This is a genomic window from Paenarthrobacter sp. PPS72 (assembly GCF_048537125.1).
Lineage (GTDB): Bacteria > Actinomycetota > Actinomycetes > Actinomycetales > Micrococcaceae > Arthrobacter > Arthrobacter nitroguajacolicus_E.
Genome location: NZ_JBLYIE010000018.1, coordinates 1 through 18,528, shown reverse-complemented (window position 1 = coordinate 18,528; position 18,528 = coordinate 1). Strand labels below are relative to the sequence as shown.

The 18,528-nt window shown below is 62.6% G+C and carries 17 protein-coding genes; 8 read left to right on the top strand and 9 right to left on the bottom strand.

The window, feature by feature from the left end:
• Window positions 1-187 precede the first annotated feature (187 nt).
• The gene (locus tag ACLRGI_RS08655; protein ID WP_419201265.1) at window positions 188-868 is read right to left on the bottom strand and encodes a GntR family transcriptional regulator; all 681 of its coding nucleotides are present in this window, start codon (window positions 866-868) and stop codon (window positions 188-190) included.
• A 136-nt stretch (window positions 869-1,004) separates the two neighbouring features.
• Here ACLRGI_RS08655 and ACLRGI_RS08650 point away from each other — a divergent pair, with 136 nt between their 5' ends.
• From ACLRGI_RS08650 to ACLRGI_RS08620, 7 genes are all read left to right on the top strand, one after another.
• Complete coding sequence (locus ACLRGI_RS08650; RefSeq protein ID WP_419201264.1) at window positions 1,005-1,964, top strand: succinylglutamate desuccinylase/aspartoacylase family protein; 960 nt, start codon at window positions 1,005-1,007, stop codon at window positions 1,962-1,964.
• Window positions 1,961-3,127 carry an N-methyl-L-tryptophan oxidase gene (gene solA / locus ACLRGI_RS08645; protein ID WP_419201263.1) on the top strand — a complete coding sequence of 389 codons (1,167 nt, stop codon included), beginning with the start codon at window positions 1,961-1,963 and terminating at the stop codon, window positions 3,125-3,127. The genes ACLRGI_RS08650 and solA overlap by 4 nt, the downstream gene beginning before the upstream one ends.
• Before the next feature lie 115 nt (window positions 3,128-3,242).
• Window positions 3,243-4,421, top strand: a complete 1,179-nt coding sequence (locus ACLRGI_RS08640; RefSeq protein ID WP_419201262.1) for an FAD-dependent oxidoreductase — start codon at window positions 3,243-3,245, stop codon at window positions 4,419-4,421.
• A 13-nt stretch (window positions 4,422-4,434) separates the two neighbouring features.
• Complete coding sequence (locus ACLRGI_RS08635) at window positions 4,435-4,956, top strand: RidA family protein (protein ID WP_419201261.1); 522 nt, start codon at window positions 4,435-4,437, stop codon at window positions 4,954-4,956.
• Window positions 4,957-4,980: 24 nt separating this feature from the next.
• Window positions 4,981-6,084 (top strand): alanine racemase, encoded by a 1,104-nt coding sequence (locus tag ACLRGI_RS08630; RefSeq protein WP_419201260.1) that lies wholly within the window; start codon window positions 4,981-4,983, stop codon window positions 6,082-6,084.
• Window positions 6,085-6,172: 88 nt separating this feature from the next.
• A complete protein-coding gene (locus ACLRGI_RS08625) occupies window positions 6,173-6,907 on the top strand; it encodes an SDR family NAD(P)-dependent oxidoreductase (protein WP_419201259.1) in 735 nt (244 codons plus the stop codon).
• 76 nt (window positions 6,908-6,983) lie between these two features.
• On the top strand, window positions 6,984-8,444 hold the full coding sequence (locus ACLRGI_RS08620) for an NAD-dependent succinate-semialdehyde dehydrogenase (RefSeq protein ID WP_419201258.1): 1,461 nt from the start codon (window positions 6,984-6,986) through the stop codon (window positions 8,442-8,444).
• 54 nt (window positions 8,445-8,498) lie between these two features.
• Here the strand turns inward: ACLRGI_RS08620 and ACLRGI_RS08615 are convergent, their stop codons facing one another.
• Genes ACLRGI_RS08615 through ACLRGI_RS08600 form a run of 4 tightly spaced genes read right to left on the bottom strand, consistent with a single transcriptional unit; the run spans window position 8,499 to window position 13,219 of the window.
• Complete coding sequence (locus ACLRGI_RS08615; protein ID WP_419201257.1) at window positions 8,499-9,929, bottom strand: glycoside hydrolase family 32 protein; 1,431 nt, start codon at window positions 9,927-9,929, stop codon at window positions 8,499-8,501.
• Between the two features lie 28 nt (window positions 9,930-9,957).
• Window positions 9,958-10,830 carry a carbohydrate ABC transporter permease gene (locus ACLRGI_RS08610; protein ID WP_419201256.1) on the bottom strand — a complete coding sequence of 291 codons (873 nt, stop codon included), beginning with the start codon at window positions 10,828-10,830 and terminating at the stop codon, window positions 9,958-9,960.
• Between the two features lie 8 nt (window positions 10,831-10,838).
• The gene (locus ACLRGI_RS08605; protein ID WP_419201255.1) at window positions 10,839-11,804 is read right to left on the bottom strand and encodes a carbohydrate ABC transporter permease; all 966 of its coding nucleotides are present in this window, start codon (window positions 11,802-11,804) and stop codon (window positions 10,839-10,841) included.
• Window positions 11,801-13,219 carry an ABC transporter substrate-binding protein gene (locus tag ACLRGI_RS08600; protein ID WP_419201254.1) on the bottom strand — a complete coding sequence of 473 codons (1,419 nt, stop codon included), beginning with the start codon at window positions 13,217-13,219 and terminating at the stop codon, window positions 11,801-11,803. The genes ACLRGI_RS08605 and ACLRGI_RS08600 overlap by 4 nt, the downstream gene beginning before the upstream one ends.
• A 154-nt stretch (window positions 13,220-13,373) precedes the next feature.
• Here ACLRGI_RS08600 and ACLRGI_RS08595 point away from each other — a divergent pair, with 154 nt between their 5' ends.
• Window positions 13,374-14,285: a phosphatase PAP2 family protein gene (locus ACLRGI_RS08595; RefSeq protein ID WP_419201253.1), complete on the top strand. Its 912-nt coding sequence runs from the start codon at window positions 13,374-13,376 to the stop codon at window positions 14,283-14,285.
• A gap of 93 nt (window positions 14,286-14,378) precedes the next feature.
• On the opposite strand, the gene ACLRGI_RS08590 is transcribed toward ACLRGI_RS08595, so the two are convergent.
• The 4 genes from ACLRGI_RS08590 to ACLRGI_RS08575 form a co-directional block, all read right to left on the bottom strand.
• Complete coding sequence (locus ACLRGI_RS08590) at window positions 14,379-14,654, bottom strand: hypothetical protein (RefSeq protein WP_419201252.1); 276 nt, start codon at window positions 14,652-14,654, stop codon at window positions 14,379-14,381.
• A gap of 182 nt (window positions 14,655-14,836) precedes the next feature.
• A complete protein-coding gene (locus ACLRGI_RS08585; protein ID WP_419201251.1) occupies window positions 14,837-15,361 on the bottom strand; it encodes a hypothetical protein in 525 nt (174 codons plus the stop codon).
• A gap of 66 nt (window positions 15,362-15,427) precedes the next feature.
• Window positions 15,428-16,936 (bottom strand): alkaline phosphatase, encoded by a 1,509-nt coding sequence (locus ACLRGI_RS08580; RefSeq protein ID WP_419201250.1) that lies wholly within the window; start codon window positions 16,934-16,936, stop codon window positions 15,428-15,430.
• A gap of 277 nt (window positions 16,937-17,213) precedes the next feature.
• On the bottom strand, window positions 17,214-18,431 hold the full coding sequence (locus tag ACLRGI_RS08575; protein WP_419201249.1) for an MFS transporter: 1,218 nt from the start codon (window positions 18,429-18,431) through the stop codon (window positions 17,214-17,216).
• Between the last annotated feature and the right edge of the window lie 97 nt (window positions 18,432-18,528).

The following is an 18,528-nucleotide window of genomic DNA, read 5'->3' as shown; positions in this document are numbered from 1 at the left end:
GTGGTGGCTGAAGTTTGTCTTTCAAGCCTCGCGCGGAAGAGTGTCAGTGACCTATGGGCAATCTGCCTGTGCTCATTGGCAGATCGACCAAAGGCAAGTCCTGAGCGGGCAAACAAGAAGGCGCGGCATCTGTGCTGGTTGACTCCCAATCTGACCAGCGTCCCCACTCGGCGTTGGATCTCTAGGGTTACTCCTGGTAGTAGTGCTGTTCCAGGCCTTTGACCAGCAATTCGGGCTCTCCGGTCATTGCGGCGTCGACCAGCAGCAGATGCCTGTCCGCCTGGAGGTCCGCAGTTCCCACGCCTCGGCGCATGATCGGCACCATCATGACAGCCAGGAGCGATTCCAAGCTTTGCCAGGCCTCGATCAGCTTGGCATTGGACTGCTGGTTCAAGAGAGTCCCATGGAATTCGCGGTCCAGCCCCATGAGATCGTCGACGTCATCGGGCAAACGCAATCCGCGCATACGTTCCGCGATCCGTCTCAGCTCTTTCTCAACACTCTTGGACGGGGGAACAGCGGCATGCATGGCGGCCCGTCCCTCGAGGGCTGCGAAGACTTCCCCAATCTCGTTAATATCGCCATCACTAAAGTATCGAACCCGATTTCCCGAACCTGGAGAGAACTCAACGAGTCCCGTTGAGGCCAGGCGCGTCAAGGCCTCGCGGACCGTGCCGCGGCTCACGGACAGATCTTCAGCGAGCCTCTTCTCGACCAGATGCCGGCCCGGGTCGAGGGTGCCGACAATGATTTCCCGCCTGATGCGATGCGCCACTTGATCAACCAGCGTTGCTCGTTCCGCAACACGCGGCGCAAGCGTTCTCGCGAGAGACGCCTTTGCCGGCTCGGAGAAAGGTCGGTCTTCCATGGCACTCACACCCCTACCGGGTAATGGCATCACATCCCAATTTGAGACGGCCTTGACACTAGATCACCAAACGATAGTATCAAACAATCACGTCGGACACAGTTGTCGGACAATCCAAGGTCAGGGAGGACAACGAATGCAAGATGGCCAAAGGGGCCAAGGAGTCGTCATACGCGGCTACTACCCGATCCCCGGGCTCCCTGAGGACAACTTGGATCTGCCCTACATCGAGATCCATGGTGGCCGGAGCGGACCCAAACTAACAGTCCTTGCAGGTGTGCACGGGTGTGAATACGCGGCCATGTCAGCACTGCGCGAGTTCCTTGGGGAGATCAACCCAGCCACCCTCAGCGGGATCATCACAGCCGTTCCGGTAGTGAATCTCCCTGCTTACACGAGCCGCACGCCCTTCGTCGTTCCGTCAGACGGCAAGAACCTCAACAGATGCTTTCCAGGCAAGCCGCAGGGAACGTTCTCCGACGTATTGGCACACCATGTGTTCGAACGCTTCATCCGCTCTGCCGACTACCTCATTGATCTTCATTCCGGAGACGTGCCCGAAGTGATTGAACCGGTTGTCATATACGACGAGTCAGCAGTAGGTGAGACTGCGCGACGGATGGCTATGGCTTACGGGACACGGCATGTGATCATGCAGCCCGCCTCTGCGCGGGTTACCACCGGCACCACAAGCTCTGCTGCCGCGGACGCCGGTGTCCCGGCAATCACCGCTGAAGCTGGCGGTAGCGGCATCATCGACCGCCAAGCTGTCGCCACCCATGTAAGGGGCTTGCGGAATGTGGCCGCAACCTTGGGAATGCTCCCCTTGGATGTGGAGCAAACTACCGGCCAAATTGAGCACAACCAAGGGTGGAACTGGGTGCGCTCACCCGTCCCTGGTTGGTGGCAACCCGTCGTCGAACTCGGCACGCGGGCCAGCGAGGGCGAGATACTCGGCCACGTGAGCGACCTGTTCGGTGACGTCATCCACGAAGTTAGGGCGACGGAAGCCGGTATACCCATGATCATCACTACGAGCCCTGCGGTCACCGCAGATGGACTCCTTATGGTTCTGACCCGGGAGGTTTCAGAATGAGCACCACCAGGAAGCGAGTAGCCGTCATCGGCCTCGGAACCGCCGGCAGCATGGCCGCCTGGCGCTTGGCCTCACGAGGCGCGGAAGTGGTGGGTTACGAGCAGTTCGGAATAGCCCACGACCGAAGCGCCCATGCCGGTGAGTCCCGTATCTTCCGAACCGCATACTTCGAAGACCCTGAATACGTTCCACTGCTCCGTACTGCCAAGGCGCTGTGGCGTCAGCTCGAGCGTGAGACAGGCACTGACCTGCTCACTCTGGCCGGCAATCTTATGCTTGGGGAGGCCTCATCGCAGATGGCCAACGTCAGCGACTCCATCGTTAAGTTCGACGTCGATGCCTCCATCATTCCGCTCGACGAGGCGCTCACCCGCTGGCCGCACCATCCGTTCCACGAGGGCGACGCCGTAGTCCTGGACCGTGAAGCGGGTTATCTGCGCCCGGAACTGGCCGTGCTGACAGCTTCCTATAGGGCGGAATCGCTGGGCGCCCAATTACGGGCCTACACACCAGTGGACGGGATCGAGGTCAAGGATGGCGGAATCTGGGTCAGCGCCGACGGCCGAAGCGAGCGCTTCGACCACGTTGTAGTGACCACTGGCCCGTGGGCTGCGAAGCTTCTTCCCGAACTCGCGCCATTGGTGGAGGTTAGGAAGGCGGTGTCCGCGTGGTTCGTCGCGAAGGAACGCGGGGCATTCGATCCAGCTGGTTTCCCTTGCTTTATCCGCACCACCCCTGAGGAGTTTTACGGGTTGCCTGCGATGAGTGGGAACGGCCTGAAACTTGGCCTTTCCGGCACCGTCAACCTTCCGGTGGGCGACCCCGACGCCCTCGATCGGACAGTCCCCATCGAGGAGGTAAAGCCCTTCCGGGAACTCGTTGCGGATTCCTTTCCGGCACTGTATCCGGATCCCGTCCGGGTCTCGGCCTACATGGAGGGCTACACCCGGGATGGGCATGGAGTCGTTGGTCAGCTAGGAGGCGGGGAAGGAATCACGGTGGTCACCGGCCTGTCCGGGCATGGGTTCAAACTCGCCCCAACGTTCGGTGAAATTGCCGCGGACTACGCCCTCCATGGCGGCAGTACGAACACCATCCCGGTCCTCAACCCCGATAGGTTCCTTTCACTGCCGGCTCGACAGCGAACCAATGACGTGATGTAACCCCCACGTTGCATCACTGATTTTGAAAGAGTGGGCGACGCGCTCTCGGTCCGCGAAGTCCTGACCAACCCACAAGAAACACGGACAAAGTCCTTCTTCGAGAAAGTGCTCTGAAATGACAGATGGAAAACTTGCCGTCATCGGCCTCGGCACCATGGGCAGTATGTCTCTGTGGCAGGCCTCCCGCCTGTCCGGCTCCGTGGTCGGCTTCGAAGCCAAGCTTCCCGCCCACGGGCGCAGCGCCGTAGGCGGAGACACCCGGCTCTTCCGGATGATCAACCTCAACCCGGGTTTCAATCCCATCCTGCAAAGCTCGCAGCGTCTCTGGGCCGAGCTTGAGAAGGAAACCGGACAGGACATCCTCCTGCGCTGCGGCGGTCTCTACATGGGCACGGCAAACGGCGCGTACATGCCGCAGTTGCTCGAGTCGGCCCGGACAGCCGGCGTCGCCCACGAAATCCTTTCCCGCCCGGAATTGGCAGAACGGTACCCGCAGCACAACCTGCGTCCGGATGACATCGGCGTGTTCGACCCCAACGGTGGAGCCCTGCGAACGGACAGGGCTGTTACGGCCGCGATCTCCGCAGCCGAGGCCAATGGTGCCACTGTGCTCACCAACACCCCCGTGGACGGAATCCGCGAAACCGATCACGGCGTGGTGGTGACGTCCGGGGATAAATCCTGGACATTCGATAACGTGATCGTCGCTTCCGGAGGTTGGTCGCAGATGCTCATGCCGGAGTCGCTGCGGGCGCATACCCAACCGAACAGGGTCTTCCTGACCTGGTTCGTCGCGAAGAATCCCGCCCTCTTCTCCCCGGAACGATTCCCCGTTTTCGTCCGACTCTCCGGTGACCGCTCCATGTACGGCGCACCCGCAGTGGACGGAGTCACGGTCAAGGCAACCCTGAATTTCCGCCCAACGCCCACCGGCAACCCCGATGCAGTACCCAGGGAACTCACCGCGGCAGAAATCGCCGAGACGACCGAAACTGTGAGCGAGTTCTTCCCGGGTTTGTACCCGAACATCGTCCGCTCTGACGCCTTCCCGGACCTCTTCACCACCGACCGCAACCCACTGCTCGGCAGGTTGGATCCGGGCAGCAGGGTCTACTGCGCCACAGGGTTCTCCGGTGGAGGCTTCAAAATGGCCACCGGCTACGGCGAGATCGCTGCGCGCGAAGCACTCGGTATCCAAACGTTTGAGGGCCTGGATTTCATCCGTCCGGGTCGCTTCATGAGCGTTCACACCACGCAGTCCGTCGCGTCCGGACAAACCTCGTCCCGAAGCTAGCGAAAGCACTGATATGAGCACCCCCACCCCCACCGCCGCCCCCGCTGGTTCCCGAATCGGCCTGGTCGCCAACGGCGCGTCCGACTCGCCAACGGACCGTCTCCGTGCCCTCGGCCTGGAGCTGCCCAGCCTCGCGGACAATCCTTACTACCTGCACCACCGGTCCGTGGATTCGAGCATCTACATCTCCGGCCAGCTGCCGTACAAAGACGGTGAACTCTTGGGAACCGGCATCCTGGGCCACGACGTCGAGCTTGAAACGGCACAGGAACTTGCCCGCCATGCCGTACTCAACGCACTCGCTGCCGCTGTCCAGGCACTCGGGGATCTGGACCGGGTCCGCATAGTGCAGATGCTCGTCTTCGTAGCCAGCACCCCGGACTTCGGCTTGCAGTCACAAGTTGCCAACGCAGCCAGTGACCTACTCATCGGTGTGCTGGGCGAGAACGGACGCCACGCACGCACTGCCATAGGTGTCGCCGGGCTACCCCGCAACAGCCCTGTCGAGATCCAAATGGTCTGCACTGAGGCCTAAGACATGAATAACAAGGAGCACAGTGTGAACCGCATTCAACGAGCACTCGAGGCACTCACGGGCCGGATTGATAGCCCCTCACCTGTGGTGCTGGCCGACGTCATGCAAGAAAACATCAACCGCATGCAGGCCTTTGCCGAGGCGCAGCACCTGGACGTCAGGCCGCACGTGAAGACCCACAAATGTGTGGAAATCGGACGTCGTCAAGTCAAGGCAGGTGCGGTGGGAATCACCGCGGGCAATGTGGGAGAGGCCGAGGTCTTCGCCGCCGCCGGGTTCGGCGACATCTTCATCGCCTACCCGATTTGGACCGCCGGATCCAAAGGTCCACGGATCCGAAAGCTGGCCGAGACAACCCACTTGCGGGTTGGTGTGGATAATGTCGCAGCGATAAATGCCTTGGCCGATGCGATGGGATCAGAAACGGAGCTGCTGCAGGTTGTCATCGAGGTCGACTGTGGTGCACGCCGTTCCGGGGTTGCTCCCGAAGCCGCCGGCCACCTCGCCCAAGCCGCCCGCAAGCGCGGCCTCATCCCGGCGGGGGTCTTCACCTATCCCGGCCATGGCAGCGCCGGTCCCGACGCACGCAAGCGTGCCGCAGCTGACCAGGATGCTGCGCTCGTCACAGCCGTACGTAGCCTCAGTGCAGTGGGCGTCACCGCTGAAGTGGTCAGCGCGGGCTCCACACCGACCGTGGAATTTGCCACCAACAGCGTCATCACCGAGATCAGGCCCGGCGAGTACGTCTTCAACGACCTCAACAACACCCGGCTCGGCGCCTGCACAGAGGACCAGATCGCATTGTTCCTCGCCGGCACAGTGGTCAGCGACCGGGTCCCGGATCAGGTTCTCCTCGACATCGGAACCAAAGCCCTGGGACGTGAAGGCAACCCGGAGATTGGCTATGGCGGAATCGCCGGTACCTCGGCCGTCCTCTCCAAGCTCAACGAATACCACGGCTTCCTCCCCCTTCCGGCCGGGTTCCGCCCCAGCGTGGGGACCGTCCTCCCCGTGGTGCCCAACCATGTCTGCCCGGTGGTGGTCAATTTCGAGGAGTACATCGTCACTGACAGCACAGGTACCACTCTGGAACGGTGGGCAGTGGACGCCCGGGGATTCCTCAACTGACTGGAGTGGCGGGGGACTGAGCATCCGTCCCCCGGCACTCCCCAAGCCCGCAACCCAAACCATCAACCTCACACATGGAGTGTCCCACTTGAGACTTGATAAGACCACGGCCGTGGTAACCGGAGCCAGCAGCGGAATCGGCGAAGCGGTGAGTTCACACTTTCGCCGCGAAGGAGCCCGCCTCCTCCTGACCGGCCGAAGGAAACAACCCGACAACGCACAGCCCGAGGATTTCTACGTTCCCGGCGACCTCAACGACGAGGTATTCGTCGAAAGCCTCGCCCGCCAGGCTGCAGAGTCCTTCGGCACCGTGGACGTGGTGGTTCTTAATCACGGTTTACAGGTCACCGGGCCTCTCACGGACATGGCTTACGAGGATGCGCAGAACGTGCTTCACAGCAACTTGCTGAGTTCCTTCCTGATGATGAAGCACTTCGCGCCACTAATGCCCGCCAAGGGAGGCTCATTCGTGCTCGTCGGCTCGCGGCTCGGTACGGTGGGCATGGCAGATCAGGTCCTGTATTCTGCGGCCAAGGGCGGCCTTATCATGCTGGCCAAGGGCGCCGCTATTGAGTGGGCCTCACGGAACATCCGCGTCAACGTGGTTGCTCCCGGACTGACCGCTACCCCCATCATCACAGCCTCCATCCAGCGCCGCGATGATCCTGAGGCCTACCGTCGTCAGCGGGAAGGCCAGATTCCACTCCAACGCCTCGCCACGCCCGAAGAGATTGCCGACGCCATCCTTTTCATGGCCTCGCCTGAATCCTCCTACATCACCGGAGCGGTTCTCCCCGTCGACGGCGGATACACCGCGTTTTAGCAATATCCAGCGAGGCACGGTCACATCACAGGCCCCGCTGCCCCTCCGCCAAAGCACGTAACAGGAGCAACATCCCATGAGTACTGAAACCACCTTGGACCTTCCCGAGACCCGGCTCTTCATCGGCGGGAACTGGACACCCTCCGCCACAGACGCCACCCTGCCCGTCATCAACCCGGCCACCGGCGAAGCAATTGCACACGTCTCAGACGCCTCCATCGAAGAAGGCCTGGCGGCACTGGACGCCGCCTGCACCGCGCAGGACCGTTGGGCAGCAACTCCGGCAAGGGAGCGCGCCGATATTCTCGCCCGCACCTACCAAGGCATCATCAACCGACGGGACGACTTCGCCCGCCTGATCGTGGATGAAATGGGTAAGCCCTGGGCCGAAGCGCAATCCGAAGTGGACTACGGCGCTGGATTCTTCCGTTGGTTCGCTGAATCCGCCGGTCGGATCCACACTGAAGGCCAGTTCGGGATCGAACCGGGTTCGAACTATCACGTGGCCGTGTCCAAGAGGCCCGTTGGTCCTTCCCTCCTCATAACCCCCTGGAACTTCCCACTCGCCATGGGGGCCCGCAAGATCGCGCCCGCCCTCGCCGCCGGCTGCACTACCGTGTTGAAACCTGCTGCCCAGACCCCGCTCACATCGTTGCTGCTGGCCAAGGTCCTCCAGGAAGCAGGTGTTCCCGCCGGTGTGGTGAACGTGGTAGTCACAGGCAATTCCCGCGACCTGATCGGTGCCATCATGAACGACACACGGATTCGGAAGGTTTCTTTCACCGGATCCACCCAGGTTGGCCGCGTGCTTCTGGCCCAAGCGGCGCAGAACGTCATGAACACCTCCATGGAACTTGGCGGCAACGCGCCGCTGATCGTGTTCGACGACGCAGACCTGGACGCGGCCGTTGAAGGCGCCTATCTGGCCAAGCTCCGCAACGGGGGCCAGTCGTGCGTCGCCGCGAACCGGATCTACGTCCAGTCCGGAATCGCGGATGAGTTCACTCAACGCTTCACCGCACGACTTGCCGAGGTCACCGTAGGCAACGGCCATGAATCCCGTACCGACGTCGGCCCGCTGATCGATGACAAACAACGTGCCACCGTTCACAACCTCGTCGTCGACGCCCTTGCCAAGGGAGCAACCTGCCTCACGGGCGGCCAAATCCTGGACGGCCCGGGCTACTTCTACCAGCCCACCGTTCTCATCGATATCCCCACCAACGCCGCCATCCGGGACGAAGAAATCTTCGGCCCCGTGGCAGCAATCTACACTTTTAGCACCGAGGAGGAAGCCATCACCGAGGCGAACGCCACTCCGTATGGCTTGGCCTCTTATGTCTTCACCAAGGACCTCGCGCGGGCACTTCGCGTTGCCGACGCCATCGACGCCGGCATGACCGGTGTCAACCGCGGACTCGTCAGCAACCCTGCCGCACCCTTCGGTGGCACCAAGCAATCAGGCCTCGGCCGCGAAGGGGGCATCGAGGGCCTCGAGGCCTACCAGGAAACCAAATACACCGGCATACAGCTTTGAGGCATGGGTTGACACAACAGGCCCCACGACACGCGCACGACGCCGGCTTGCCGCCTACGCTGGAAGGCTCAACTCCCACGCGTTGGCAGTCGCGCCGACGGGCACTGTGAGCTGCCATTGCTCCCCCGGAGCCGGGTAGGCACGCAGCGTCGTAGCTACAGAACCTGTACGGTATACCTCCACGAGGGACGCATCGATGAAGATCCGGAGTTCCTCCCCCGCTGCAATGGAGCCGCAGAAGACCACCTGGGCGTCGGCCCCCGAACCCAGCATCAACTCCACGGCTCCGGCGTCAGGGGCTGAGGGGCCACCCTTCACGAGCACCTCGGTAAACGCAGGCAAGCTCACCGAACCAACAGTACCCACGGCCAGGGATCCGCCTCGGTAGGCGGGAATTTCGGGCGCAGGAGATATCACCAAAGCCCCGTCAGCCACGGAGACAACGCGCGGATGCGTCAACACACCCGACCACCCGGCGTCGTCGATTTCTTCCTGGGTCCGGCCTCGGCGGCCGTCGCGTCCGGGACCTTCGTTGGCCCACCCCCACAACAGCGCCGCAGGAGCAGAACCAGGAGCAGAACCGGCCGAAGCGTATGAGAGCTGCACCATCTGCGGTGCGTAGAAGTCACGCCCAAGATCGGACTTCCCGCCGGAGGACGGAGTAAAAACGGGCAGCCCGGTGAGGGGGTCCGCGGTAAGGGACCCGATCAGGTGCCCCACCCCGTTGGCGTGCTCGTGGTCGTCACCGGAGAGCCACAGGGAGAACATCATGACCCAGGTTGAGCCACCCGAAGAGGCTGAGCCACCCGAAGAAACAGGCACCTGCACCAACTGCGGGCACTCCCAGATCTCGGCCGGTGTATGCGCAGCAGCCACGGGATCGGCCGTGGTCAGCCAAATCCCCTGGTAATGCCAGTCGTCCAGGGAGTCCACTGTGTACAACAGCAGAGCCGCACGTCCGTCAGAGAGGCCGGCTCCTTGCATGGCGTATCTGGCACCGTTGAAGTGGAAGATGAAGGGGTCGCGCACGGCGGTCACCAGCGGATCAGCAGGCATGGATGCAGCAACATGCCCGTCTTGCTTCCACGTCACCAGGTCAGAGGAACCGCGGGCAATGACAACCTGCGAATGGCCGCCGTGGTCTTTGATACCCGAATAGCACGCAGTGGGCACGCCCTCATCCAAGGTCACCACACCGGTCCAGCAACCGGCGGAGTCCGGCCCACCGGGCTGCGGTGAGAGAGCCACGGGGTGCTCTTCCCAGTGCACTAAATCTGCAGAGCTCACATGCCCCCACTGGATCTGCGAATGCCGCGCCGAGTCGGGGTTGTACTGGAAGAAAACGTGATAGCGGCCGTTGATGTAGCTGATGCCGTTGGGATCGTTGATCCAGCCCTGTGCAGGCCTCGGGTGGAAGCGCGGGAACGCGGGATCCGGGTGCGTCGCCGCCATGGCCAGGGAGGAAGTGAGTGCAAGGTCCGTCAACGGAACCCCTTTCAAAAGAGATCGAAAATTACTTGCCCGTACCGGCGGTGAGCCCGTCCTGCAGCGCACGCTGGCCGAACATGAACACCACCAGAGCGGGAATCATGGAAAGGACAACGCCGGCCAGGACCACTGAGATGCTGCCAGTGCCGAGGTTGCCTTGGAGCGAGACCAAGCCCAGCGGAAGCGTGAAGTTCTGCTCGGAGATGGTCATGATGAGGGGCCTGAAGAACTCGTTCCAGTGGAAGTTGAACGCCAGGATGCCCACGATCGCGAGGCCCGGCATGGCCAGCGGCGCGTACACGGACCGGAAGGTCCGCCACGGCGAGGCGCCGTCGATCGCAGCCGCTTCAGCGAGCTCGCCGGGCAACCCCATGAAGTACTGGCGCATCAGGAAGGTGCCGAACGCCGTCGGGATAGCCGGAATGATCAGGGCAAGTAGCGTGTCCGAGAGCCCGACGCCGCGGATCAGCATGAACACGGGCACGATAGTGACCTGCGCGGGCACCATCATGGTGGCCAGCACAATGGAGAACAACGCGCCACGGCCCCGGAACTTGAGGTGTGCGAAGGCGTAGCCAGCCAGGGCCGCGGTCAGCATTTGCCCTACGGCAATGAGGCCGGTAACGAGCGCGCTGTTCACCACCAAGGCCACGATGTTGAGCTGCTTGAACACTTGCTCGTAGGAGGTCAGGTCCGGGTTCAGTGGCAGGAAGGCGGGCGGCAGCTGGAAGGATTCCGACGGCGGCCGCAGGGATGTGGACAGCGTCCACAACACGGGGCCCAGGACAAAGACCGACGCGATCAGCAAGACGATGACGCGGATGGCCACTGACCAGTCGCGCTTCTTCCGCTTTAGTACAGGCGCCGTGGTGGTGACACGTTCTTGAGTGGTAGTCATGGCGGGCCTTACTGGTAGAAGACGAATCGTTTGCTGAGCCGGAACTGCGCGGCTGTGATGGCCATGATGATGAGCGTCAGGATCACGCCGATCGCCGAGGCCTGGCCGAACTCGAGACGCTGGAACGCAGACTCGAAGATCACCATCACGGCCGTGCGTGTTGAGTCTCCAGGTCCGCCGCGGGTGAGCACGTAGGGCTGGTCGAACACTTGCAGCGCGTTGATGATCGCCATGACCGAGGCCACCAGAGTGGTGGGGCTCAGCAGTGGCAGGGTGACGAACCAGTGCTTGCGCCAACCCGTCGCGCCGTCGATCGAGGCGGCCTCATATGTCTCCACCGGGATGGAGGCAAGACCACCGATGAACAGCAGGAACGAGAACCCGAAGTTCTGCCACACATAGACAAGAATCACGACGGCGGCCGATCCTGTTGGCGTCGTCAGCCACGGAACCGCTGGGATGCCAACTATGGACAGCAACCAGTTCACCACGCCGAATTGCTCGTTAAAGAGGTACCGCATGAAGATCGATACCGACGCCGCGGACAAGATCAGCGGGAAAAAGAAGGCCGAGCGGAAGAAGACCCTCAGCCAGGCAGGGAGTTTCTCCTGCACCATGATGGCCAAGCCCAGCGCGAGTCCGAGCTGGAGGGCCACAGCCACCACCACGAACACGATCGTGTTGAGGAACGACACCCGGACGGTGGGGTCCTGGACTACCTCGGCGAAGTTGTCGAAGCCCACGAACGTCGGCGCAGAGATGATGTCCCAGCGGAAGAAGGCGAGCGCAATTGAAGCGACGATCGGCAGCAGGGTGAAGATGCCCATGCCCACGATGGTCGGTGCCAGGAAAGCCCAAGGCAGCCAGCGTTGCTGCACTCGACCTCGTTTGGAGCCCTGTCCGCTCTTGTGGGCTGCCTGGCGGCGGCCCGGCTCGCTCCCCGTCCCCGTAGGCGTACTGGTTGCGGTGCTCATGGCTGCCTCCTTAGGGCCAGTTCAAGGTCTCGCTGCATGGAATTGAGGGCGTCCTTGAGTTGACGCTCGTCTCCACTGACGGCCAGGCTCACGTTTTTCATCAGGGCGGTTTCGACGGCGGCCTGCTGGGGTGGTGCCGGAATGGGACCTGTGGTGGGGAACTTGTCCAGGGTGTCGTAGAAGACCTTCCAGTTCTTTGGACCGGTTCCGGCGTAGAGCTGTTCGTTGACCATGGACCGCCGGGCAGGTGTGGTGTTCGGTGTGGGGAAGACGATCTGCATGGCTTCACGGCTGGAGCTGAACTTCACCCATTCCCAGGCGGCGTCCTTGTCCTTGGCGGTCTTCATGATCGCGTAGCCTGCCGTGCCGAACTGGTGGCGCTGGGTCCGCCATTTCGGGAAGAACTGGACGTCGAAGTCGTTCTCTGTCATCCCCGCCTCATGGAGGCCTTGGACCCAATAGCCGCCTGCCGGCGTCGTGCCTATCCTGTTGGAGGCGAAGAGGCCGATCAACGCGCTGCCGCCGCCTTCCTCCGGGCGGACACCCAGCCCGTCCTTGACGAGTCCGCGGAGGTAGTCGAAGGATTCGAAGACCCTGGGATCGTCGGCGTTGGGTTCGAGCCACTGGTAGCCGCCGGAGCGAAGGCTGCGTGTGGGGTCGTTGGCGTAGAAGCTGTCCCATAGCCAGTCGCCGCCGGGGGATTTGGTTTCTTTGAGGAAGCTGGTCTCGTTGGAGTAGAGCCACGGCACTACTCCCCCGAAGAGGCGGTTGGTCCAGTAATAAGGAGTGAAGTCGGCCGGCTTGGCCTTCTTCATCGCGGCGAGGGTGTTGCGGAAGTCCGTGTGCGTCCAATTGTCGGAGGGCCGTTCCAGGCCTGCCGAGCGGAGTGACGCGGTGTTGTAGTACATGTTGGCGGCGTTCCAGTCGATGGGGAGCTGGAACAGGCTGCCTTTGTACATGAACGCTTCCACCAGGCTGGGGTGGACGTCTTCGAAGTATTCCTTCATGTGGTCCGCGTCCCGCCGCAGGTACTCGTCCAGCGGGTGGGCCAGTTTCTCGGCGAAGAGCTGGGCGCCTTCCGTTGCCACGTACACCACGTCCGGTGGGGTTCCGGCAGCAACCATGGTGAGGATCTTGGTGAAGAAGTCCTTCCAGTCCACGGCTTGGATCGCCTGGACCTTGACCTTGATCCCGGGGTGGACCTTGGCGAAAGCGTCAATGACCTTCTGGCGGGCTGCGGCGTCCGCGGCGGTGCCCATGATCGCGATGCTGAGGCTGTTGTCTCCCCGGCCTGGAATGTCGGCCCCCGTCAGCCGCGGCCACGACGCCGCAGTGACTCCAACAATTCCGGCGCCGAGGGCTGTGAGGGCGCTTCTACGTGTGAATTCGCGTAAAGCCCCATTGGTTCCCGACATGTGGATTTCCTTCCCTAACACGTGTTAGGAAGCCTAAACCTGTGACCTAACACGTGTCAAGCATCACAAGCATGTTGCAGACGACTCACCTTGTCCCGCCACGCTCAAGCGCGCTCACACGAGCCGTCCAGAGAACTGTGGCAGTCTAGTCAGAATGAGTTCCCAGCAATTCCGCACCAGCGGGAGGTCGAGCAAACGGCCGCTCCAAGGACGCGCCGCAGGCACAGGAACAGGCTTCCTCTTCTGCTTCGCTACGATCGCCAGCGCCGTTGGCCTGGCTGCAACGTACTACTTCTTTGTGCGCACCACCGCAGGCCAGTTCATTGACGAGTCCGCACTCGTTGAAGCCACGGCGTTGGGTGGAACAGCCGGCAGGGCATCCACGGGATTCCTGGACATGCTCCCCATGCTGTCGCTGGCAATCGCCGCCATCATGGTCCTCTTCGTGACTGTCGCCCGCCGCCGCTGGACCGCCGCCGGAATAGCTGTGGCAGCCTGCATCGCCGCCAACGCAGCAACACAGATCCTCAAGCTCCTCATCCCGGACAGACCGGACCGCGGCGTCCAAACCCTGGAGCTGAACTCACTCCCGTCCGGACACACCACCTTGGCCGCATCCGCTGCAGCTGCTGTGTTCCTCATGGTTTCGCCGCGCTGGCGCCCCCTGGCAGGCTTCCTTGGCGGCACCTTCGCTGTTGCCACGGGCGTCTCCACGCTCATCAACCAGTGGCACCGCCCGGCCGACGTTGTGGCTGCATACCTGGTGGTAGCTGCAGTGATGCTCCCGGCGGGCTGGCTGGTCCTCCGCACCGGCAACAGCTGGAACGTCTGGAAGGGGTACGGCGAGCATTGGGCTGCGTCGCGCCTATGGGTCTGGCTCACTGTTGCGGCACTGGTGATCGCAGGTATCGTGGCGGCCTACTCGCTGCTGCAGGTGATGCCCGGCTTGAGCACAGACAGCACCATCGACTACTTCCGGGCCGGCACAGCCTTCATCGTGGTCGCCGGGTACCTGTCCGCACTCGGCGGCACATGGCTGTTCGGCCTGGCGGCGCGCAAGGGCTAGCGCGCTAATTACGACGGCGGCGCACCCCTACGCGCCCGGCGCACCAGTGCTTACCGGGGCATTCGGCGCTAAAGGGCGCCCAGCCCCAAAAGCCTAGTCTGCAGGGCCAACCGAGTCGAAGAATTTGGGCTCTTCCGCTGTAACAGATGACGCACGCGCCCGCGCCTGCTCATGGATGAAGTGCCGGTCCTCATCCGTGAGGTGCGTGCCACCGTGTGCGTCGACGCCATCGCTCTCCCCTGTTTCGCCATTGATGATGGCGGTGACGGTCCGCGGCACAATCATGGTTCCCGGATTATCAATGAGCCATTGCTGCGTGTCCGGAGAAAGCTGGTCCCAGAATTCTTTGATGTGCACAACAATCAACACTGCCCTTCATTGATGGGGTGGATTCATGAAATGCGCCATGGTGCGCCAGTGAAGCACTTGAGTAATCGGGGGCGGGGTCCTCTTCAGGCCTACGCCCGGCATTGCCGATCCGGTCTCGCAACGCTTCTTTCAAGGGTAAGGATTCTGATGGATGCCAGCAATACGCGGCTGTCACTTGAGGCCTATTCGCTGGCGAAGACGGGCACACCGAGCGTCGCGGAAATTGCCATTCCCTGGAATTGGGCTGGTACAACGATTGTGAAGCTGATCCGTCCTTCCGTTGCCTGCCCCTGGGGCCCCTCGCCTCCTTGGTGGTGCTCGAACCGTGCTGTGCCGAGCAGATTGCCGTTGTCATTGTAGAAACCGGCAAGGATCTGAAGGTCCAGAAGAGAGCCCGTGGTGCCTGTTGTGCTGAGAGTCCCAGTGGCTGCCGACCCGTTGAAGGCCAGGTCCTCGAGTACAAACCTGTCATCGAACGGGCCCGGGACCTGCAGCGCTTGGCCCTTGACCGGCCCCGGTGCGTGAAGACCGGGAAGGTCCGGCTCGCCATCGGCAGCGGCCAGCCCGGGAAAGGAGGTTTTGACTGCCGTGGATAACGGGCGGTCGGCTGCCTCCCCGGTGGGTTGCTGTGCGGTGATCGGCAGGCACCCGGAAAGGGCCAGGGCCACGGTGAGCAAACCGGCAGGGACGATGATTCGACGGCGCATTGTTGCACTTTCTCTGTCCAAGGGGTCCGGGAGATTCTCCCGGACCCCTTGGGTGGAATGGTCAGGTCAGCGAAGGACGCGCAGGGCCTTGCCTACGATGTCGAAGAGATCAGTATTGTCCACACTGCCCTGGAGCTGTTCGGACCCAGAGCCAAAGGCGTACACCGGAACGTCGGCGCCGGTGTGATTTCCGGAGAGGTAGCTAAGCCACAGGCTGGCTTCCTTGGAGCCGTCCTTGACCTCGGCCGGGTCGTTCGGGGTACGGAAGGTGGCCGGGCCAAAGTTCCGCGGGTCCGCTGCGCCGTTGCCGTTGATGATGCCGGTGGACCGGGCCGGGTCCTTGATGTTTCCGCCGGGCCGTGACGGGGTGGAGTTATTGGCCGGGTTCCCGCCGTCGACGTTGGCCGGAGGTGCTGCTGCTTCAGCGTTGGTGAAGGAGCCCTTCTCGATGATGTTCATGCCGGCAGTTTCGTGGTCGGCGGTCACGATCACCAGGGTGTTGCCGTCCTTTTTGGCGAAGTCCACAGCGGCGGCCACGGCATCGTCGAAGGCCTTGACCTCCTCGAGGGCCTGGGCTGCGTCGTTGGCGTGGGAGCGCTTATCGATCAGGGCCCCTTCGACCTGCAGGTAGAAACCGTTGCCTTTGGCGCCCTTCTTGCTGTCCAGCAGTTCGATGGCCTTCTTGGTCATGTCAGGCAGGGAGGGTTCCTGGGCCTGGGGTGCGGACGGGTTGTCCTGCTTGGCTTTTTCTACGGTGAGGTTGCCCTTGTTGAACAGGCCGAAGACCTTGTCCCCGGATGCTGCGTTCAGGTCGGTTCGGGTGGCTGGAATCTGGCTTGCCGCCGACCCCAGTACTGAGTAGCCCTGTTCCTTCAAAGCGGTTTCATCAGCGGCGTCAAAACGTCCCAGTCCGCCGCCGAAGATGACGTCGGCGGTGCCGTTGCGGGCGATCTGGTCAGCGACCGGCGTAACCCTGACATCACTGGTGGGCAGCACCTCGCCGGTCACGGCCGTGTCCTGGCACGCGGCGGCGGAATAGACCGGACCCTGGCAACCACGGGCCAGGACGTGGCTCATCTGAGCCGCGGGGGTCGCGTCCGTGATCTCCGCGGTGGAGACGTTTCCGGTGCGGTAACCGGCCTGCTTGGCCAGTTCCATCGCGGTCGGCACCACCGCGCCCTTGGCGTTTACACCGAGGGCGGCGTTGTAAGTCTTCACGCCTGAGGCCCAAGCCGTGGCTGCGGAGGCCGAGTCGGTGACCAGGTTGGGCTTGAAATCCGCTTCACCGGGCTGCCCGGACTTCTTCTCCACTGCGTAAGTGCTGACGTAGCCCTGGGCCGGTAGGGTCTCCATGGCCAGCTTGCCTTCGGCTCCGTAGAACCGTTCGCGGGCGGCGCTGATGTGCGTGCGGCCCAAGCCGTCACCAAGAAGGTATATGACGTTTTTGGTCCGGCCGTTATTGCCGTCCGGGGCCGCAACGGCAGGTGCGGCAGGACCGCCCAGGACCGTGACCGCAGCCACGGCAGCGGCCACAAGGGCGCCGGCGGCGCCCAGGAATGGAAGAGTACGTCGCATCAGGTGTCTCCAGATATAGGTACGAATGAAGGAGTGGTGTCCGAAGACGCCACTCGGGATCGTAGGGGCGGCCAACAGCTTCGGCGCGAAGATTGGCGGGCCGCCGCATAGCGCTGGGGTGAACATTGCGGAAACGCGTCCCCGAAATCCGTCCGGGTCCCGTGCGGCCCTCGGACTGGACAGAGGTGTGCTTTGGAGAGCGGGCGTTGCGGGATCCGAATTTGTGCAAGGGGGGGTGTCCGTGGCAGGAAACGCCGGATGCAGCCCACCGGAATAGCTAGTAGTTGCGCCGGTGCTTCAGACGTGGAATTACGACGGCGAACACCACCGCCGCCGCGAAGCCCAGTACGCCGGTGGCCCGGACGCCCGCCGACAACGAGAATGCCGCCGTCAACCCGGACAGCAATACGGGTCCACCGGTTGCGCCCGAATCGGCCATGAATCGCCAGATCCCCAGAAAGTGGCTCCGTCCGTTGTCCGGAGAGAAGTCAGCGCCGAGCGTCATGATGAGCCCCGAGCTGATGCCGTTGCCGAACCCGATGAGCAAGGCGACCAGAAGCAGCGGGATGAATCCTGCGGTGAAGGGAACCAGGATCAACGCCGTGCCCATGATCACTGTGGAAGGGATGGCCACCCATTGCCGCCCCTTCTTATCCATGAGTTTCCCGGCGGGGTAAAACACCAGCATGTCGATCGCTCCGGACAGGCCGAAAATCAGAGAAGCATGAGTGGCATCGAGTCCCAAATGGTCCGCCCACAACGGAATGACAACCTGTCGTGATGCACGCAAAGCACTCAACAGGAGAATGCCGAAGCCGACGGTAAGGAAAACCCCGGCATGGGAGATAGCGACACTCCGCAAGGTGGTCGCAGGAGGTTGAGGACCGCCGTCGGGCGTTGCAGGGGCGACCAAGTCCGGGATGGTGAGCGACAATGCAGCGGCCGCCAGCATGCCACCGAAGCCCACCCAATACGCACCGCCGATCCCTGCGAACTGCATCACGGCAGCACCCACGAACGGCCCGATGAAGAGGCCTATCCTGGTAACTCCGCCCAAAGTTGAGAGGGCTCGTGCGCGAAACATCACGGGGACGGCCTCGGTGAGGAACTTTTGCCGGGCGAGGTTGAACACGCTGGCTGCCATGCCCACCAACGTCATGGAGGCGGCCAACAGCCAGAGTCCATGGTCCATTTGCGGCGCGAACGCTGCCGCGCCGAGGGCAATTGCGCCCACTGTACCGGCTCCGACGATCGACCACCGTTCACCGAACTTCTCGGTGATGATCGACGCCGGGATGTTGAATAACCAGGAGCCCAACCCGATCAGCGTCACGATCAACGCCGATACCGCCACCGAGGCGCCAAGATCGCGCGCTGATAGTGCTATGACCGGGAGGACAGCCCCTTCGCCGACACAAAACAGCACAGCCGGCCCGAATGCCGGCAGCGCGACGCTGCGGAGGCTGAAGTTTTTGCCTGCTTGGGTGGTGGTCATCCCTTTCATCCTATGACCGCCGTTCCCGGGCCGACGGCGTGTATTACCTTCTCGCACTGCGGTGTGTGGGCTGGATCGCACCCTTTCGCGCCAACCG